This is a genomic window from Telluribacter humicola (assembly GCF_017355935.1).
GTDB lineage: Bacteria > Bacteroidota > Bacteroidia > Cytophagales > Spirosomataceae > Telluribacter > Telluribacter humicola.
On the sequence record NZ_JAFIQT010000002.1, the window covers coordinates 773,596 to 792,334 of the forward strand.

Consider the following 18,739-nt stretch of genomic DNA (forward strand, 5'->3'; position numbering starts at 1 on the left):
ATAAATCTTTACCGGACCCAGTGGCTTTATGCCTGAGTCCGGAATTTAATACTTATTAGACAGTCGCCAGTTCAACCGCATGGCCAATCAGCGTAGCGGCGGTACATTCCGTAACCAGTACATAAGCGTAATCTCCTTTTCTGAAGTTTTCCTTCGAGAATACGACTACTTTATTCTGATCATTGCGGCCCTGCAGTTGCTCATTCGAGCGCTTGGAGGTACCTTCTACCAGTACTTTGTGTACCTTGCCCACAGCCCGTTGATTACGTTCCAGGGATAGTTTCTGCTGGAGAGCGATGATCTCGCTGAGCCGGCGCTTCTTGATGTCTTCCGGTACATCGTCGACTAGTTTTTTAGCGGCAGGAGTACCCGGGCGCTCCGAGTAGGCAAACATGTACCCATAGTCGTAGCGGGCATACTCCATCAGAGTAAGTGTATCCTGGTGCTCTTCTTCGGTTTCGGAGCAGAAGCCCGAAATCATGTCGTGGGATATGCCACAGTCGTCACCCAGTATGGCGCGGATGCGGTCGATCTTCTGGATGTACCACTCCCGGTCGTAGGTACGGTTCATCAGTTGCAGGATGCGGCTGTTGCCACTCTGTGCCGGCAGGTGGATGTAGTTACAGATATTGTCGTACTTCTTCATAGTGTACAGTACTTCATCCGTAATATCCTTGGGGTGCGAGGTACTGAAGCGTACACGCAGGTCGGGACTTACCAGGGCTACCTGCTCGAGTAATTGGGCAAAGTTGACGTGCTCGGTGCCATCGGCGCTGGTCCACTTGTAGCTGTCAACATTCTGTCCCAGCAGGGTTACCTCACGATACCCGTCACGGAACAGGTCAAGAGCCTCTTTGATGATAGAGTGGGCATCGCGGCTGCGCTCACGGCCCCGGGTATAGGGTACTACGCAGAAGCTGCACATGTTGTCACAGCCACGCATAATGGAGATAAATGCAGTAACACCGTTAGAATTGAGGCGGATGGGAGAGATATCCGCATAAGTTTCCTCACGCGACAGGAACACGTTAACGCCTTTCTGGCCGGTTTCGGCTTCTTCTACCAGGCGGGGCAGGTCGCGGTAAGCGTCTGGTCCCGTCACGATATCCACCATCTTTTCCTCTTCCAAAAACTTAGCCTTCAGGCGCTCGGCCATACAGCCCAGTACACCGATGAGCATGCCCGGCCTCTTCTTCTTAAGGGCATTGAGGTGCTGCAGACGGTTACGTACCTTTTGCTCGGCATTATCACGGATGGCACAGGTATTCAGAAATATCAGGTCGGCTTCGTCCTCTGATGAGGTAGTAGCAAAGCCCGCGTTACGCATCACCGATGCCACTATCTCGCTATCCGAGAAGTTCATCTGACAGCCGTAGCTTTCGATGAACAAACGTTTTTTATTCAAAGGAGCCGGTTCATTTTCAGAAACCTTTACAATTTCGCACGCTTCTTTATCGGCTTCGGTCAGTATTTTTAATGTTTCGGTGATTCGTTGTTCCATATCAAAAGTCAACAGTAATCTATAAGCGGTAGGGAACCGTAATTAATCAGAATTAAAAATTATATAAACACCTAATCGTATGAGTGGGGCTGCTGAGGTATATAAGGACCTCTTGCTCATTAAATCAAGTCGCAAAGGTACTAATTATTGTGATAGTACTGACAAAGTGGCAGAGCGACTTCACGTAAAATTTATCAAGAAAGAAGACTAGAAGGGGTAGCCAACGCCCAGGTTAAGATTCAGGAAATTGGTCTGTCGGGTGTCAAACAGCCGGCGGCGGTTCAGGTCGTCCAGCACAAACTCCTTGAGGTAGGGGTCGTATACCTTCACGCCAAAGTCAAACCGCAGTACAAAGTAGGAGAAGTCATAGCGGATACCGAAGCCGGTCCCTACGGCTATTTCGCTGGTAAAGGTACGCCAGTCGAAGTCGCCGGGTGAATCAGAGCTGGCTCGTGGGAAGTTCCAGACATTACCCGCATCTATAAAGAGGGCGTAGTTGAGATTACCGAAAAATTCGGCCAGAAATCCCCGGTACTCCAGGTTACCTTCCAGCAGGAGTTCTCCCGGTGCCTCTACCGACAGGTTGCTGGATGTAATACGGGGGCGCGTAGAACCCGGACCCAGACGGCGTGGGAGCCACGCCCGGATGCTGTTGGAGCCCCCCGCGAAGAAGTACTTCTCATATGGAGGTACCGAGCTGACCCCGTAGCTGTGTACACTGCCGGTGTTGACCCGGGCTACAAATGAGGCACGGGAGTTGACCGGCCAGTAGCGGCGGTAGTCGGCGTTCAGACGGATGTACTGGAAGAACTGCAGATCACCAAACAGGTTCTGAATCAACTTTTGCTGGCCGGGAAATATACCCAACGTGGTACCTCCCGACTCCACCGCCAGGCGTAGGTACTGTGCTTTGGTGGGTATGCCCAGCAGCGTATTGGTATTATAGACATATGAAAAGTTAATATCTGACACGAATGATTTCCGGAAGCTGTTGATCAGGTTGTTGCCCTGTAGCTGTAGTGTGTCCAGCAGGTTGCGGAAGCTGGGATTCAGGCGGCTGGTGTTGATGATGTTCAGGTCAATGATCGACAGATTGTAAAAGCGGGTCAGGGACGGTTGCAGGGAGTACGTCAACGCTGACTTGACACTGGTACGGGTATACTCGGGTCGATTGACATAGTTATAACCAGCACTGACCTGCGTAGTCGGACTAAACTTACCTAACTGATAGCGGATACCACCAATGGGAGCCAATAACTGCGGAAACTGCAGCGAAGAGCTGAGGCTGAACTCCTGACTGCGGTACAGGCGGGCGTCACTAAAACCGGTTACAGCTTCGATACCCCCGCGCAGGTTAACCTCAAAGTTTTCCAGACCACTAAACACGTTTCGTATCTTGTAGGACAGGTTAGCAAAGGGACCGGGCGTTTGCTGGATTTGAATGACGTTAAGTCCCAGATCCGCTGATAGCTGATATTTGTCTAGCGGTATGGCCCGGAAGTGACCATGCAGGCGGTTGCCGGTTGAGTCAAAGCCGTAGTTGACAAAGCGGAACTGATCCATCAGCGACAACTGACGCTGGGTAAGCCGCTCGTCCTCCTGGCTGTACAGTTGTCCGGGGCGAATGCGAATCTTACTGTTCAGAATGCGGGGCGAAAATCTCCTGCCCGTAAATATGTAGTTGATGCCGTTCCAGGTAGTGGAGTCTTTCCGGAACAACGTATCGGGCAGCGCGGCGGGAGGGAGTACCTCAAAAGTAACCGACTCTACGGTATAGGCTGTGTGCCTGGCCTGGCTCTGCCCCGGTTGCGCGGGCGGGTTATTCACCCGTACCAGTATATCGACTACCTTATGGGAGCTATCGGGGGAGCTGATGGTATCATTGACAAGAAACGAAACGTACTGGCGCGAAAATCCGTAGTAGCCATTGTTGCGCAGAAGCGTCTCAATACGAATACGTTCCGCCTCAAACGCATCTCCGTCATACCTTTGGAGGGGCTTCAGTTCAGCCTGTTTCTTCGTATTCTGGAGTAAACTATCAATGTTAGAATCCCTAACCTGATAAGATATGGTGCGCAGGTGGGTAGGACGGTTCTCCTGTACATGATAGTCTACCTTGATACGCTGGAAGATGGTGTCGGTCTTAAAATTTACACTAGCGTTATAAAAGCCGTTGTTGAACAGGTAGTTGCGCATCTTATCGGCGTTGCGGGCGGCTTCGTTCTCATCGAAGTACACAGGCGCTTCCCCCAGTACCCGCATCATGAAGTTACCTTCTTCCACCTTGCGCCGGGCTTTCTCTATTCGTTTGCCGTATTTACGCTGTATTCTTTTCAATTTGTCCAGATCATCGGCGTAGAGTGCGGCCTTTTGCTGGTATTCTTGGGTGATCTCACTTAATTTGCGTTGCTTTTCCTCCCGGTTATAGGCCACCTGCCCCACCTGGTAGAGGGCCAGGTACGGAAATATAGGCAGTCCCAGGAAACGTCGGTTGGCTTTTTGAGGAATCAGAGCTTCCAGCTCATCATCTTTGATAACCTTATTTCCCTTAATGGTGGAAATACCTAACAGGTAACGTCTGGATTCGGTAACGGATTGAGGGGCACAGCCTGACAACCCCGACAGAAACAGGGCCATAAGGCATATCAGTATTACACAACGCTTGGTATTCAATGCTATCTAAGAATCAGATCAAGTATATAAATTCGCTGCAAATTAAGAAGTATCGTCAGCAGCACCAATCCTTCGTGGTAGAAGGAGCCAAAAGTGTCGTAGAATTACTGGCTTCAGACTACGAAGTTGAGACCATCTGGGCCACCAAGGAGTTTCTGCAACAACACCAGGGCACCCTGGCAATTAGTCAGGTATCCATTGAGACCGTCACTCTTTCTGAACTCGAAAAGCTGGGATCATTCCAGAGCAATGACTCCTGCCTGGCCGTAGCTAAAACAAAGGAGAACCGGTTTTTGTCTGCCGATCCGGGCGAATATGTCCTGCTTCTGGACGATGTTCGTGATCCGGGCAACTTAGGTACCATTCTGCGGATCGCCGACTGGTACGGCATCACCAAGGTTATCTGCTCCGAAAGTACTACCGATCTGTACAATCCCAAGGTAGTAGCCGCCAGCAAGGGCTCCTTTACCCGCATCGATACCTACTACACCGATCTGCCCGATTTTCTGAGCCAGCATGGGGCCGGAGCCGCCGTGGTGGGGGCTTTTCTGGAAGGCGAGTCGCTGTATGACTTCCGGTACCCGACGCAGGGAGGGTACCTGGTAATGGGCAACGAGTCTCAGGGAATCGGTGAAGCCGTAGGCGCATACGTCACCCATAAAGTGACGATTCCGCGCTTTGGTGGCGCGGAATCGCTCAATGTAGGCATTGCTACAGCCGTTATTTGTGATAACCTGCGCCGACAATTACACAAAGGTTGAGACAGCGGCTTCTTCGGTTAGCTTTTCGGCATTCTCCTTGCCGAGGTAGCTGTCGATCACGTAGTGAGCCAGGTACAGGACTGGTGTGGCCAATATGGCGACAACTCCTTTATAGAGGTAGTTAATAACTCCTACCGATAGTACCTGCTGAATGCTCCAGTTACCAAATACGAAGAAGGCGATGCCGAGTACCACAAAGCTATCAATCAGCTGGGAAAACAGGGTAGATCCGGTGGCGCGCAGCCAGATGTGCTTGGGGCCGGTACGCTTACGGAGCCAGCTGAAAATAGAGATGTCAAGCAACTGCCCCAGCAGAAACGCGACGATGGAGCCAATCATGATACCCATCCCCTGACGGAATATGCGGGAAAAGGCCGAATTGATGTTGAATGCGTTGCCTGCATCATCCACATTGTTGACATCCAGCCAGAACTGAGCCGGGGGCAACAGGGTAGCCATGTAGATGACTGTGAATAGGTACACAATGAAGCCGGCCGTGAGAAAAGAAATCCGGCGAACGCCCTTTCGTCCGAAGTACTCATTGATGATGTCAGTACTCAAAAACACGATGGGCCAGGTAACCACCCCCGCGGTCATATTAAAGTCATACAACTGTCCACCGACGGGTATCTGGGAAGGAGCAATTCCCAGCAGGTCTTCCACCGAAAATATCTTGGCTCCGATAATCTCGGCAATTAGGGTGTTGGTAAGGAATAAGCCACATAGAAACAGAAACAGACGTTGCCGTTTTTTTTCATAGAGGGAGTGCTGTTCCATTGCTGAAAGAAAGGGATAAATGGGAAGTGTGATGAATAATGCAATTTATAAAACTTCCACATACAAAAAGCGGCCCGACTGTAGGTCCGGGCCGCTTTTTGTATCAGGCTGTTACTTCTTCTAGAGTTCGGGACGAATGGATACGCCGGGAGTCGAGGAAGATTTCTATTTTGTCCATGGCCTGGTTTAGTTCATCGGCCGTTGGCAGGAATACAATCCGGAAATGGTCGTCGCGGAAGTAGTTGAATCCGGTACCTGATACGACCAGTACTTTTTGCTCACTTAGTAGCTCATACACAAACTGGTCGTCGTTCCTGAAATCAAATTTTTTGAGGTTGATCCGTGGGAACAGGTACAAAGCGCCCTTTGGCTTTACGCAGGTTATACCCGGTATGGCCGTAAGCCTCTCGTACACCAGACTCATCTGCTTATGTAGCCTGCCAGTAGGTAGTACCAAGTCCTTGATACTCTGGTAGCCCCCCAGGGCCGTCTGTATGGCAAACTGCGTAGGTACATTGGCACAAAGGCGGGCACTGGCCAGAAACAGGATACCTTCTATATAGGATTTAGCGCGTTGCTTGGCACCACTTAGGATCATCCATCCCCCGCGGAAGCCGGCCGCCCGGTAGTTTTTGGATAAACCACCAAAGGTCACACAAAGGGTATCGTGTACCATAGTTGCCATGGGGTAATGTACGGCTCCATCGTAGAGGATCTTGTCGTAGATCTCGTCTGAAAACACAATCAGGTTATGCTCTTCGGCAATGCGAGCTATACGTTCCAGGATGGCCTTATCGTATACCGCACCGGTTGGGTTGTTCGGGTTGATTAGTACCAGTCCACGTGTTTTTGGAGTAATTTTGCTTTCGAGATCATCCAGATCAGGATTCCAGTCCGACTCTTCGTCACAGATGTAGTGAACAGGCTTACCACCGCTCAACGCTACCGAGGTAGTCCAGAGGGGGTAGTCAGGCGAAGGTACCAGGATCTCGTCGCCCGGGTTGAGCAGGGCCTGCATGGATAGCAGGATCAGTTCGCTGACGCCATTCCCGATAAAAATATCGTTGATTTCGACATCCGGTATACCCAGTGTCTGCGTGTAGTGCATCACCGCCTTCCGGGCCGGAAACAAGCCCCGCGAGTCGGCATAGCCCTGCGCGTTACGGATGTTCATGATAATGTCGTGAACGATCTCGTCGGGCGCGTCAAAACCAAACGGAGCCGGATTGCCAATATTCAGATTGATAACTTTATAGCCCTGGCTTTCCAGTTCCAGTGCCTTCTGATATACAGGTCCTCTGATGTCGTATTTAAGGTGGTCAAGTCGGTGACTTTTCAAAAAATCCATACGTACGCGGGAATAGTTAATGCTTACCTGAAGCTTAGCAAATAAAACCTCTGCCAAGCAGTCATACTGCTATAAGCAAAGGTAGGGAATTTGGAGAGAATGGAAGGTATAGATGGGGCGAAATGTAGTGCTTCGTGCTCCTGAGGATTTAGCTATGGATTATTCAACCAACTGGCGTAGGTGGTGCTCCATGTGCGCCAGGTAGTCTTCGGCCAGGAATAGCAGAGTATGTTCTTCGGCCAGGTCTTTTCCGATGTTGCAGGTCTTGAAGTAGTGATCCGGCGGCATGGCCCGCAGTACCCGGCAGAGGTGGTTATTCAGTCCTTCCCACAATTGCAGTAACTCCTCGGTGGGGTAGTGCTCATAATCCTGCAGGCGTACCCACTCATCCTGATTATAGATGATCCTAGGCGTAGTTTCGTACTGGCTCCGGACAAAACGCTGAATGTTATTCTGCGCTGAGTCCACCAGATGTCCGATGGTTTCCTTCCTGCTCCATTTCAGAGGAGAGTCCTTAAAGCCTAATTTTTCTTCCGGAATGGCGCGCAGCGCCGGTAACGACTGGCGTACAGTCTGTTCAATCTTGTTGATTACCTCCTTCATTGTAAATCAAAATTGCTGGATAGTAGACTACTATGGCCCTTTTCTTGATATTTTACGGTATATTCTATTAAATGTTAAAATATTGTAGGGGTATATTCTTATAGATTACGTCTCCTATACTAAAGACGCATATCCGTACAGGATGTTTGTTTTAATAAAAATCATAGCTGTGTCGATAGTCACTTGTTAAAAAGAATGAGTACTATACTCGATGACACAGTTACATGCTAACTGAGTATTACTGCAAGTAGAATTTTTGTTTTCATAGGTTAGAAAAGCCAGTTGTGTCAGATCATAGCTGGCTTTTTTGTGTGCTATACCTTACAAAAGTATCCTATATAAATAAAAAAGGCCGGGCTTAGTACCCGGCCTTTCTGATATTAAAGCTGCTTGGTTCTGGCTTTGTACTTCTTGATACTGCTCTCGTCAATCTGATAGTACTTCTTCACTTCCTCGTAGTTTGAAAGGTCAACCCCTTTTACCCGTAAATTTTCGGTATAACTGGCCGGGATAATAACTACCCGGAAGGTTTGATTTTGAGTCCATTCAGCACCAAGGGTAGCCCTATCAAATTGTGCGTCTATGAAGACGCTGGCATCCAGGAAGGAGTGATCAAAATTGTATTGCATAATTCCCTGCGGCATTAATACTGTTTGGGGAAGCAGGCGCCAGACCGGTATGGGACCTGATGGATCCTCCAATTCTTCCCATAGGCGGTATACCAATACGGCATCTGTTTCAAATACTTCAATCTCCTCAGGTGGGAAGTCAAAGTAGACACGGTAATCGTTTCCACTGTTGAGAGATCCTTCAAAATCAAAAATGGCATTAACGCCGGCTTGACCATTCTGACCGGGTTGACCAGCCGGGCCAGCCGGTCCTTGTGGGCCGGGTACTCCCTGTGGTCCTTCGGGACCTTCACATCCTAAAAACAGGACAGACGTGGACAGTAAGAGAGAAAAAAATAGTTTTTTCATGAGTGAATGAGTTAAGGATTTTAATTGTGTATACCCTATATCTACTCATGAAGTACATAATATGTTTTATAGTTGAACATTAATATAAAGCTGTAGTTTAGTAGTGGAAATAGATCTTCAACTTTCACCTCTATTACAATCACATGATCAACCGTAAAGCTACCGCCGTCTGGAACGGCACCGGAAAAGAAGGAAAAGGAGTAATCAGTACTCAGAGTACCGTGCTTGAAAATACGCAGTATTCATTTAATACCCGTTTTGCTGAGGGCAAGGGTACCAACCCCGAAGAGCTTATCGCGGCGGCTCACGCGGGCTGCTTTGCCATGAAGCTAAGCTTTGACCTGAACGCGGCAGGATTTACGGCGGATGAGATCAATGCCACCGCTACCGTAACTCTGGACCCATCACAGGGAGCCGTTACGAAAAGTCATCTGCTAGTGAAAGCGCGGATTCCGGAGATAGATGAAAATAAATTTAAGGAACTGGCAGAAGGAGCTAAGCAAGGTTGTCCTATATCCAAGTTGCTCAACGCGGAGCTGACACTGGATGCTCAGCTGGTTTCTTAAAATAATTAGGCATTACTAACAGGAAAGGCCCGCTGCAGTGCGGGCCTTTCCTGTTATAGCTCAGGCTACATTCCTGTATTTGTACTTAAAGAAAAGAATGACCAGTGATAGCAACAGCGTTACGGCATTGGCGGCTACTACCGGGAAGGAGTTGGTCATCAGGCCATAGGTGAGCCACATGAATACTCCCAGCGTAAAGAGCAAAAACATCGCCAGTGAAACGTCTTTGGCCGACTTGGTTTTATAAATCTGTATAACCTGGGGTACGAAAGCCAGCGTGGTAAGGCATCCGGCCAGATATCCTAAAACTTCTAACATCTACTGTGCTTGAATAGGTGGTGTTACTTGAAGCAAAGATAGCGGGATAATTATAGGATCTGGTTGTATATCTTCTATGATTCTTTATAAAGTACAATAACTGGGCTTAAAAATGTAAGACCTCCTGAATCACACAGATTCAGGAGGTCCTAATGTAGGCGTATACCTGTATAAATAGCTGCTGTAAAAGCGGTTAATAGCCGGTAGCCTGTCCGTCTTTTCGGGCGTCTGAGCCACCGTAGTATACTTTTCCGTCGTATCGGATGGCCTGGTAGCCACCAAAGAATCCATAGTCAAACTGGACCACATGGCCCCGCCGCATAAGCTCACGAATGGTTTCATACGAAAAGCCCGACTCAACCGCTGTAGTACCTACGGTAGTCGTGTGTCCCTGAGCGGGGAAGGTACCGTGGTGGTTGATCCGGGGAGCGTCCCCAGCCTCCTGCACATCCATACCAAAGTCAATCATATTGGTCAGTACCTGTACGTGCCCCTGTGCCTGCATATCGCCACCCAGTACACCGAAGCTCAGGTAGGGGAGCCCCTCTTTGGTAACGAAGCCGGGTATAATGGTATGGAAGGGACGCTTGCCCGGTGCGTAGCCATTGATATGCTTATCCTGTAGTTCAAAGCCACTGCCACGGTTATGGAGCACAAAGCCAACTCCCTGAGGTACCTCAAACGATCCGAATACGTACGCGTTGCTCTGAATAAGCGATACCATATTGCCCTCCGCGTCAGCGGTAGTCAGGTACACGGTATGCTGAGGTCCGGGTTTGCCAGCCTGGTACACGCCAGCCTTGTCTTTGTTGATCAGCTTGCGGCGTTCGGCGGCGTATTCCTTTGAGATTAACTGTTGGGTAGGGAGCTTGGAAAAAGCCGGGTCACCGTAGTAGGTAGCCATATCTTCAAATGCCAGTTTTTTGGCTTCGGCCAGCAGGTGCAGATAATCTGCACTACCAAAGCCGGCAGCTTTCAGGTCAAAGCCCTCGAGTATATTGAGCATCTGTAGGGCGGCGATGCCCTGTCCGTTGGGGGGTAGCTCCCACACATCATACCCCCGGTAGTTGGTTGACACCGGCTCGACCCACTCAGAAGAATGACGTGCCAGATCTTCTGCTGACAGAAACCCGCCTTCTTTGAGTACATGATCGGCGATGGCTTTGGCAATGGGACCTTTATAGAAGGCATCCCGCCCGCCCTTACTTATAGCTTCCAGCGTACGGGCCAGATCAGGATTTTGGAATAGTTCTCCTTTTACGGGAAACTTCCCGTTGGGCATGTACACCTGCCGGAAGGTAGATCGTTTATCCAAGGCTTCTTTTTGGGCATCGTAGGTAATGCGCATCCAGTCGGCTACCTCGGCCGTTACGGGTACCCCTTCACGGGCGTAGGTAATGGTGGGGGAAAGCAGGGCCGGCATAGGGAGCTTACCAAACCGACCGTGGAGTTGATACCAGCCATCCACACAGCCGGGTACTGTTACAGACAGAGGGCCACGAATAGGTACTTGTTTGAGCCCTTTTTCCTGAAAGTACTCCATGGAGAGGGCTTGGGGAGAGCGTCCGCTGGCATTCAGCCCGAAGAGCTTCTTTTGCTTCGCGTCCCACACAATAGCGAACAGGTCCCCGCCCGGACCACACATGGCTGGGTCGGTCAGTGCCAGCATGGCGTTAATGGCAATGGCTGCGTCTACAGCGCTGCCTCCTTTTTTCAGGATTTCGATCCCTACCTGATTGGCCAGCGGATTGCTCGACGCGACCATACCGTGGGGGGCAATAACCTCCGAGCGGGTAGCAAAGCTACGGCCAGAAAGCCGGTCCTGTGCCTGAGAAAAGAGGGAAATAAAGAGAATGGATACTACTGCTACTACTTTTTTCATGAAATGTTAGGTACCTGGAGAAATGCGGGATTAATACCAGCAGAAGTATCCGGAGCCTTGATTTTACTCTTTTGCAGCGTTCTTTCCGCCTTCTGTGCTATGTAAATTAATCTGCCTCAGGCATGCACCGTGGTTTACATAGGTAAGTATATGGTAAAAGTGGCACCCTGGCCTTCTACACCCGTGGCGGTAATGTACCCGCCGTGGTTCTCGACTATCTTCTTACAAATAGCCAGTCCGATACCGGTACCACTGTACTTTTGACGGTCGTTGAGCCGCTGAAAAATGGTGAATATTTTATCCACGTATTCCTGCGAGAATCCAATACCATTGTCTTCAAAAGTGAGCTCGAGGTAGTTGCCTTCGGCTTCCTGAGGTAGGTGGGGAGTCTCGCTGGGGGAAGCAACGGTACGGGCACTTACATTGATGACGGGGGCGCGTTCGGTAAATTTCAGCGCATTACTGATCAGATTATAAAACAGCTGGTTGAGCTGAACGGGAACCCCCATGATCGTCGGAAGTGGCGTACTGATTATTTTAGCGTTTTTCTGGCGGATCAGTACCTCAAAATCCTCCCTGATATATTCCATGATCTGATCAAGATTAACCGGTTCAAAGTGCAGTTCGGCCTTATTGACCCGCGAGTAGTTGAGCAGGTCCTTAATAAGTACTGACATGCGCTGGGCTGAGGCATTGATCTTCTGTAAGTAGCTGGTGGCGTCGAAAGCGGGATCTTTCACCTTGGCCAGTACCATGTCCGAAAACGTCTGTATCTTCCGCAGAGGCTCCTGCAGGTCATGGCTGGACACGTAGGCAAACTGTTCGAGCTCCTGATTGGTCCGTTTCAGTTCCTGGTTTTTCTTTTCCAGTTCGGCCGTTCTTTCTTCTACTTTCTTTTCCAGCTCATGGGCACTGATTTGAGCCAGCTGTCTGGCCCGGACCAGATCCGTAATTTCATGACCAACGATCATGATGCCGGTTACCTTGCCGTTTTCGTCGCGCATGGGTTCATAAACAAACTGCGCGTAGATAGTCGTCAGGCTGCCGTTGCGCATGAGGTTGACGGGAGATTCAGCCGTTACAAAGCGTTTGCCCTCGCTGTATACCTGATTGGAAATTTCCTCGAGTGGGGTCCCCCGCAGCTCCGGAAATACAACCATCGCCGGTTTATTAAGGACCTGTTCGGCGGTTCTATCCCATATCTCCAGCGCACGATCGTTGGCCAGTTCTATTACATGATTAACACCACGGGTAATAGCAACCGCCATCGGTACCTGCAGGAACAGGTTTCTGAGCTGGGTTTCATTGTGGCTGCGTACACGGGCTATCTTGATCTGAGACTTGATTTTTGTAATTAATTCTTTACCCGAAAATGGCTTCACCAGGTAGTCATCGGCACCCGCTTCCAGTCCATCAAGACGGGCTTCTTCACCGGCACGCGCAGATAGCAGAATAACCGGTATACGGGCTGTTTCGGGCTTACGCTTGAGTCGGCTCAGCAGTTCCTTGCCACCCATGACTGGCATCATCACATCGCTGATGATCAGATCCGGTAGTTGACGGCCTATCCGGTCCAGAGCCGACCTGCCGTTGGCCGCCGTGCGTACCAGGAAGTGTGGCGCAAGCAGCCGCTGCAGGTACGCACGCATGTCATGGTTGTCATCCACAATCAGAATATTCGCCACCGGTTCCTGTCTGGACAGGGTATCGTCTTCAGAGATATAACCCGGATCGGGCGCAATCCATTTTGGACTAACTGTTTCGGTTTCTACCAATGGAGCTACCTCCTGCACAAAAGCCCGCAGCAGGTAAGAGCCTTCTGTTTGTACCTGTTGCTCCGAAACCTGCTCCGGCGGCAGGTGGGCCTTTCCCAATGGAATAGATACCCTAAAGGTACTGCCCTGTCCGCTGGTACTTTGTACCTGGATCTGCCCTTGATGCAGCTTGATCAGTTCATGTACCATGGATAAGCCGATACCGGTACCTTCATGGGTGCGGCCTACTGTAGTAGGTACCCGGTGGAAGCGCTCAAACATACGGGGTAACTCTTCCTTAGGTATACCTACGCCCGTATCCTCTACGCAGAATACCGCCCAGTCACCTTCACGTTTCAGACTTACATGAATGCTACCTTTGAGCGTATACTTAAAGGCATTGGATAGTAAATTAAGGACAATCTTCTCCCACATTTCACGATCAACGTACACCGGGCAGCCGAGCGACTCACACTCTACTTCAAACTGTAGCCCCGCCTTCTCGATAATAGTCCGAAAGCCACTGGACAAGTCTTTGGTGAGAGCTCCCAGGTTGACTGGTACGTAACGAGCCTGAACCCTGCCCGCTTCCAGCCGGCTAAACTCAAGCAGGCTGTTGACTAACCTCTGGAGCCGTAGCGCATTGCGGTAGGAGACTTCCAGATTCTGGGAGAGTGGAGCAGGTAGCTCTTCGGCTTTACCCAGCAACTCCTCAAGTGGACCCAGGATCAGGGTGAGGGGTGTACGGAATTCGTGGCTGACATTGCTGAAAAAGGCGGTTTTGACTTTATCAATCTCAGTCAGCGCTTCGGCGCGCCGCCGCTCTTCTTCGTACGCCCGGGCGTTGATAAAGGCGGTAGAAATATGGCTGGCTATGGATTCAATAAATCCCTGATATTCCTTGTCAAGCTCCCGGCGTGAACTGATACCGGTAATGATAAAACCCGACAGGCCGGAAGATGCCATCTTTATGGGTACAATTAGTGCTTCGTTGATCGGCTCCGGCCACACGCCTTCGGGTATTTTGCCAAAGCGGACCGACAGATCACTCATATACTTAGGCTGACCCGTTTTTAGTACCTCCGATAGCGGCCATACCCGGTCTTCCTCACCTTCCAATAATGAAAGTGTTCTAGGACAGATATTTTCACTCAGTGTAATACCGGTGGTCGCTATCAGATGAGCTTCCTGCTGGAATCCTGATTTTTCTCCCAACCTGTACAGCAGAAAAAAGGGTAGGTCTTTGTCTGAACCTTTGAGCGCCTTGACTACCAGCTTGCCGACCTCATTGACCGACCGGCATCTGTTCGTGCTTTCGACCAGCGTCTGCAGTATGTGCGTACGTCGTTCGCTGATAACGCGGTAGGTAGTTTCTATAACAGCGTTAAAAATACCTTCTACCGAGCCACCTTCGCCCCGAATGGGAGTAAAAGTATAGTCAAAGTAGCACTCTTCGGTGTAGCCATGCCGTTGCATCGGTAGCAGTTCGTCTTTTGACCGGGTAGCCTCACCAGTCTTTACAACATGCTCAAATAGGGGGCCAATGGTATCCCACAGCTCCGGCCATACTTCCCGGGCCGGACGCCCCAGTGCCCAGGGGTGCTTCTTGCCCGGTATTGGACTCCAGGCATCATTGTATAATAGCGTCAGTTCCTGTCCCCAGTACAATGCAATCGGAAAACCTGAACCCAGGCAGATACTTAGAGCGGATCGTAAGCTTTGGGGCCAGTAATCTACCTCTCCAAGCGGAGTCATGCTCCAGTCCATGGAACGTATCAGTTCGCCTAATTCACCACCTCCCGACAGAAATTGATGCGTAGTTTCAGCCTGTTTCATAGTATGGACTGCGTAAGGGGTTCAGAAAGAAAAAGCGGACATAGTACCCGGAAAGCCGTACTACATCGGAGCGATAGATTCAGGAAATACTTTATAGAGAAGGGCTTTCAAATTAAGTCAAATAGGTATAATAAAAAAAAGCAGGATGCCTTATGCATTAGATAAATATGCCACTGCGTATCGTATTCCACTGGATTTTAGTCATCTCGTAGCGTACTTCCCCATTGGGTTGTATACCTGCCCTAGTCCAGCCAGCCCTGTTGTAGAAGACATCCGCGCGTGATCCCACTTCGGTACCAAGCCATAATCTATCAACAGGCTGCTCAAAACTCCAGTCGAGCATCAAGTCATGGAGCTTCCGGCCGATGCCTCTTTTCTCATAGTCTGGTGAGATAAATAAGGCCCAGATGTTGTGCTGCTGCAGATCCACAATACTAAACCCTACGAGTTGTCCATCTGCTTCACAAACCCACCCTTTTCCACCGTTCCGGAGTATCGACAGGTAATGATCTTCCGTAACCAGGCTCAGGTCAGAAAGCTGGTTCTCTTTGACAGTAAGCCGCACGACCATCATAGCAGGGAAGTCGGAAGGTAGTGCTTCGCGAAAATGCATAGGGCTTTGGTGATGGTATGGTCAAAAACAAATAAAGGAAGACAGACGCTTCCTTTACCTGTGAAAATAAACAAAGAAAATAGAGTAAAGCCCTGGGGCTATTTCCCCGAGCTATTTGATGATCTGCTGCAGTACCTTCTTTTTCCCATCAATTACTTTCTTCTTATACTTCAGGTCCAGGATGTTAGCTACCAGCGGGTATACGTGTATATTCTCAAAAGTGTCAATTTTGACTCCCTCCCTGAAAGATGGCCCCCAGGCGTAGAAGGTAGCATGCATGTCAGGTATCCGGGGATCAAATCCGTGTTTACCAGGAGTAACCTTCCGGTTTGAGATGTTAAAGACCTTGGGAGGACGAGGTACCAGCAGGATATCGCCGATGCGGTTGTAGCGGTCATCCTTCTTGCTGTAGTGCCAGTGGGCCGGTGTTGACTCGGTCAGGTACACATCATAGTCTTTAGCCTCTTTTTTAAGCGCTTCATAAGTCGACTTAACCGCTTTTTTATCCTTAGCGTACAGGTGCAGCATCACATCACCGGAGGGGATGATAAACTGGCTGGTGTCAATGGACGCTGGCAGTGACAGGGTATTTTGAGTATCCACCTGTGTCATACCATGATCGGATACAAAAATATAGTTAACCGGTAGTTGCAGGGAGTCAACCGTTGCCACCAGCTTGCCTATGCTCTCGTCCACAAATCTGACAGCTTCGCCAGCTTCTTTGGAATCGGGACCATAAGTGTGGGCTTCGTGATCCACTTCCGGAAAGTAGAAGGTGATAAGGTGAGGGCGCTTCTCTTCCGGTAGCTGCAGCCATTCCTTCACGGTTTGAATACGGGTATCAATGGGGATCTTCTCATTGTAGATATAGTAGTAGGAGGGATGGGTGCCCTGGATGGCACTCTCCGAGGCTACCCAGTAAAAGCTGGCACTCAGCATACGCTGCTGCTCCGCCAGTACCCACAAAGGAGTCCCCCCGTACCAGGAGCTATCCGCTACGGCCCGCTTGTTGCTCATCGAGTAGCGCATCTTTTTGCTTTCGTCGTAGAAGGTGTTGTTGACCAGGCCGTGGTGCGCCGGGTACAGCCCTGTTACGATCGTATAGTGGTTGGGGAAGGTCAACGAAGGAAAGGAGGGAAGCATAGCCGACGCGGCTACTCCCTGTCCGCTCAGTCGCAGCAGGTTTTGAGCCCCATACTTTTTGGCGAAATCATGCCGGAAACCATCCGCTGAGATAAGTATAATGTAGGGTTTCTGTTGTTGCTGAGTACTGTTGGTCCGGTTAGGTACTACCTTCTGGGTCAGGTCCTGCCCATTGGCTACGCCGGTAAAGAATAGAGTAGCCAGTAAGTAGACAGAAAGTATTCGGGGTATTAGCATTATAGATGTTTTTATGATCGGGGTTGATTATTCAAAATAACAAAAACGTTAGTAAAACAACGTTACGGGAATATTACTTTTTGTGGCTGATGATAGTGCATAATTTTCGAAGGCAGGGGCTGACACTGGAGTACCTTCAGTATGAATAACAAAAAAGGGAGGCTCATGAGCCTCCCTTTTTCAAAAACTATATTCTATTACTTACACGTGAGCGAAAGTAGGATTCAGCATAGATACGGCCTTAGCTTCCAGGAGTGACTCACCCATCAGGTACTCATCCACGGCACGGGCGGCTTCGCGTCCTTCGCTGATAGCCCATACGACCAGCGACTGACCGCGACGGCTATCACCGGCTGCAAACACTTTTTCGTTGCTGATCGTCTGGTAGCCGTTGACTTTGGTCTTGACATTACCACGCTCGTCAAATTCCAGTCCCAGGTCATTCAGCAGGCCTTCCTGTTGTGGATGGAGGAATCCGGCGGCTAGCAGAGCCAGGTCACAAGGAATTTCTTCTTCGGTACCAGGAATCTCCTGCATACTCATACGGCCTGTCTCAGGATCTTTCTGCCAGTCGAGTTTAACGATCTTCAGGGCTTTCAGATTACCGTTTTCGTCACCAATGAACTCTTTGGTATTGATAGCCCACTGACGCTCGCAACCTTCTTCGTGCGACGTAGAGGTACGCAGCATCATCGGCCAGTTAGGCCATGGTGTTGTGATATCACGGGTAGCAGATGGCATTGGCATCAGCTCAATCTGGGTTACGGACTTAGCTCCGTGACGGTTAGAGGTACCTACACAGTCAGAACCGGTATCACCACCACCAATCACTACTACATGCTTGTCAGTAGCCAGTAGTTCACCATTCTGGTAGGCAGCACCCCGGTGATCTTTTACGCGGGCGATATCGGCCACCCGCTTGTTCTGCTGGCTCAGGAATTCCATTGCGAAGTACACGCCATTGAAGTGACGTCCCTGGATTTTGAGGTCGCGGGGTACGGTAGAGCCGGTAGACAGTACAATAGCATCGAAATCGCGGAGCAATTCATCAACCTTGATATCTACGCCAACGTTAACGCCGGTGCGGAATTCAACGCCTTCCTGCGCCATTACTTCCAGGCGACGGTCAATAAAGCGTTTCTCCAGTTTAAAATCAGGTATACCGTAGCGCAGCAGACCACCGATCTGATCGGCACGCTCCAGAAGCGTTACCGTATGACCAGCCTGGTTGAGCTGCGAAGCAGCGGCCATTCCGGCAGGTCCTGAACCAATGACGGCTACTTTCTTGCCGGTGCGCTTCTTGGGAAGGCGGGGTTTTACCAGCCCCAATTCAAAGGCCTTCTCAGCGATTGATTTCTCAATGAACTCAATGGCAACCGGTGGCTTATTAATACCCAGTACACACGAAGCCTCACACGGAGCCGGACAGATACGTCCGGTGAACTCAGGGAAGTTGTTGGTTGAAGACAGGATCTCATACGCAAGAGCCCAGTTCTGGTCGTACACAGCGTCATTAAACTCAGGAATGATGTTTCCGAGCGGACAGCCATTGTGACAGAAGGGGACACCGCAGTCCATACAGCGGGCAGCCTGCTTTTGTGACTGCTCATCGCTGTGCTGCGTTTCGATCTCCTGGTAATCTTTTACGCGTTGTTCAATACTACGCTTCTTAGGCAGTTCGCGATCAAATTCTAAAAATCCGGTGGGCTTTCCCATACCTATATATACTTATCTCTTGGTCTAAACTTGA

14 protein-coding genes are annotated in these 18,739 nt (G+C 50.0%); 2 read left to right on the forward strand and 12 right to left on the reverse strand.

Annotation, left to right across the window (positions count from 1 at the left end; genetic code table 11):
- Positions 1 to 55 precede the first annotated feature (55 nt).
- Both miaB and tamL read right to left on the reverse strand, forming a co-directional pair.
- Positions 56 to 1,501, reverse strand: coding sequence for a tRNA (N6-isopentenyl adenosine(37)-C2)-methylthiotransferase MiaB (gene miaB, locus JUB14_RS14265; RefSeq protein WP_207506971.1), 1,446 nt, complete (start codon positions 1,499 to 1,501; stop codon positions 56 to 58).
- A gap of 207 nt (positions 1,502 to 1,708) precedes the next feature.
- Positions 1,709 to 4,138: a translocation and assembly module lipoprotein TamL gene (tamL, locus tag JUB14_RS14270; protein WP_207506972.1), complete on the reverse strand. Its 2,430-nt coding sequence runs from the start codon at positions 4,136 to 4,138 to the stop codon at positions 1,709 to 1,711.
- Positions 4,139 to 4,173: 35 nt separating this feature from the next.
- Between tamL and JUB14_RS14275 the strand changes: the two genes are divergently transcribed.
- Complete coding sequence (locus tag JUB14_RS14275) at positions 4,174 to 4,935, forward strand: TrmH family RNA methyltransferase (RefSeq protein ID WP_207506973.1); 762 nt, start codon at positions 4,174 to 4,176, stop codon at positions 4,933 to 4,935.
- Here JUB14_RS14275 and JUB14_RS14280 read toward each other — a convergent pair.
- From JUB14_RS14280 to JUB14_RS14295, 4 genes are all read right to left on the reverse strand, one after another.
- A complete protein-coding gene (locus JUB14_RS14280; RefSeq protein WP_207506974.1) occupies positions 4,921 to 5,712 on the reverse strand; it encodes a queuosine precursor transporter in 792 nt (263 codons plus the stop codon). The genes JUB14_RS14275 and JUB14_RS14280 overlap by 15 nt on opposite strands.
- Before the next feature lie 103 nt (positions 5,713 to 5,815).
- Positions 5,816 to 7,060: a pyridoxal phosphate-dependent aminotransferase gene (locus JUB14_RS14285; protein ID WP_207506975.1), complete on the reverse strand. Its 1,245-nt coding sequence runs from the start codon at positions 7,058 to 7,060 to the stop codon at positions 5,816 to 5,818.
- A gap of 159 nt (positions 7,061 to 7,219) precedes the next feature.
- Positions 7,220 to 7,663, reverse strand: a complete 444-nt coding sequence (locus JUB14_RS14290; RefSeq protein WP_207506976.1) for a DinB family protein — start codon at positions 7,661 to 7,663, stop codon at positions 7,220 to 7,222.
- A gap of 380 nt (positions 7,664 to 8,043) precedes the next feature.
- The gene (locus tag JUB14_RS14295) at positions 8,044 to 8,640 is read right to left on the reverse strand and encodes a collagen-like triple helix repeat-containing protein (RefSeq protein WP_207506977.1); all 597 of its coding nucleotides are present in this window, start codon (positions 8,638 to 8,640) and stop codon (positions 8,044 to 8,046) included.
- A 143-nt stretch (positions 8,641 to 8,783) separates the two neighbouring features.
- On the opposite strand from JUB14_RS14295, the gene JUB14_RS14300 reads away from it, so the two are divergent.
- Positions 8,784 to 9,206, forward strand: coding sequence for an OsmC family protein (locus JUB14_RS14300; RefSeq protein WP_207506978.1), 423 nt, complete (start codon positions 8,784 to 8,786; stop codon positions 9,204 to 9,206).
- A 60-nt stretch (positions 9,207 to 9,266) separates the two neighbouring features.
- Here the strand turns inward: JUB14_RS14300 and JUB14_RS14305 are convergent, their stop codons facing one another.
- From JUB14_RS14305 to JUB14_RS14330, 6 genes are all read right to left on the reverse strand, one after another.
- The gene (locus JUB14_RS14305) at positions 9,267 to 9,524 is read right to left on the reverse strand and encodes an SWEET family sugar transporter (protein WP_207506979.1); all 258 of its coding nucleotides are present in this window, start codon (positions 9,522 to 9,524) and stop codon (positions 9,267 to 9,269) included.
- A gap of 193 nt (positions 9,525 to 9,717) precedes the next feature.
- On the reverse strand, positions 9,718 to 11,406 hold the full coding sequence (gene ggt, locus JUB14_RS14310; RefSeq protein ID WP_207506980.1) for a gamma-glutamyltransferase: 1,689 nt from the start codon (positions 11,404 to 11,406) through the stop codon (positions 9,718 to 9,720).
- Positions 11,407 to 11,540: 134 nt separating this feature from the next.
- A complete protein-coding gene (locus JUB14_RS14315; protein ID WP_207506981.1) occupies positions 11,541 to 14,996 on the reverse strand; it encodes an ATP-binding protein in 3,456 nt (1,151 codons plus the stop codon).
- Positions 14,997 to 15,153: 157 nt separating this feature from the next.
- Positions 15,154 to 15,609: a GNAT family N-acetyltransferase gene (locus tag JUB14_RS14320; protein WP_207506982.1), complete on the reverse strand. Its 456-nt coding sequence runs from the start codon at positions 15,607 to 15,609 to the stop codon at positions 15,154 to 15,156.
- Between the two features lie 111 nt (positions 15,610 to 15,720).
- Complete coding sequence (locus JUB14_RS14325) at positions 15,721 to 16,989, reverse strand: alkaline phosphatase family protein (protein WP_207506983.1); 1,269 nt, start codon at positions 16,987 to 16,989, stop codon at positions 15,721 to 15,723.
- A gap of 201 nt (positions 16,990 to 17,190) precedes the next feature.
- On the reverse strand, positions 17,191 to 18,705 hold the full coding sequence (locus JUB14_RS14330) for a glutamate synthase subunit beta (protein ID WP_207506984.1): 1,515 nt from the start codon (positions 18,703 to 18,705) through the stop codon (positions 17,191 to 17,193).
- Positions 18,706 to 18,739: the final 34 nt, after the last annotated feature.

What these genes read in the sequence shown, in the direction of transcription:
- JUB14_RS14305 (WP_207506979.1), bottom strand. Translation starts at nt 9,524, where the DNA reads ATGTTAGAAGTTTTAGGATATCTGGCCGGATGCCTTACCACGCTGGCT.
- JUB14_RS14290 (WP_207506976.1), bottom strand. Translation starts at nt 7,663, where the DNA reads ATGAAGGAGGTAATCAACAAGATTGAACAGACTGTACGCCAGTCGTTA.
- JUB14_RS14280 (WP_207506974.1), bottom strand. Translation starts at nt 5,712, where the DNA reads ATGGAACAGCACTCCCTCTATGAAAAAAAACGGCAACGTCTGTTTCTG.
- JUB14_RS14325 (WP_207506983.1), bottom strand. Translation starts at nt 16,989, where the DNA reads ATGCTAATACCCCGAATACTTTCTGTCTACTTACTGGCTACTCTATTC.
- JUB14_RS14285 (WP_207506975.1), bottom strand. Translation starts at nt 7,060, where the DNA reads ATGGATTTTTTGAAAAGTCACCGACTTGACCACCTTAAATACGACATC.
- JUB14_RS14275 (WP_207506973.1), top strand. Translation starts at nt 4,174, where the DNA reads ATGCTATCTAAGAATCAGATCAAGTATATAAATTCGCTGCAAATTAAG.
- JUB14_RS14315 (WP_207506981.1), bottom strand. Translation starts at nt 14,996, where the DNA reads ATGAAACAGGCTGAAACTACGCATCAATTTCTGTCGGGAGGTGGTGAA.
- JUB14_RS14300 (WP_207506978.1), top strand. Translation starts at nt 8,784, where the DNA reads ATGATCAACCGTAAAGCTACCGCCGTCTGGAACGGCACCGGAAAAGAA.
- ggt (WP_207506980.1), bottom strand. Translation starts at nt 11,406, where the DNA reads ATGAAAAAAGTAGTAGCAGTAGTATCCATTCTCTTTATTTCCCTCTTT.
- JUB14_RS14320 (WP_207506982.1), bottom strand. Translation starts at nt 15,609, where the DNA reads ATGCATTTTCGCGAAGCACTACCTTCCGACTTCCCTGCTATGATGGTC.
- JUB14_RS14330 (WP_207506984.1), bottom strand. Translation starts at nt 18,705, where the DNA reads ATGGGAAAGCCCACCGGATTTTTAGAATTTGATCGCGAACTGCCTAAG.
- miaB (WP_207506971.1), bottom strand. Translation starts at nt 1,501, where the DNA reads ATGGAACAACGAATCACCGAAACATTAAAAATACTGACCGAAGCCGAT.
- tamL (WP_207506972.1), bottom strand. Translation starts at nt 4,138, where the DNA reads ATGGCCCTGTTTCTGTCGGGGTTGTCAGGCTGTGCCCCTCAATCCGTT.
- JUB14_RS14295 (WP_207506977.1), bottom strand. Translation starts at nt 8,640, where the DNA reads ATGAAAAAACTATTTTTTTCTCTCTTACTGTCCACGTCTGTCCTGTTT.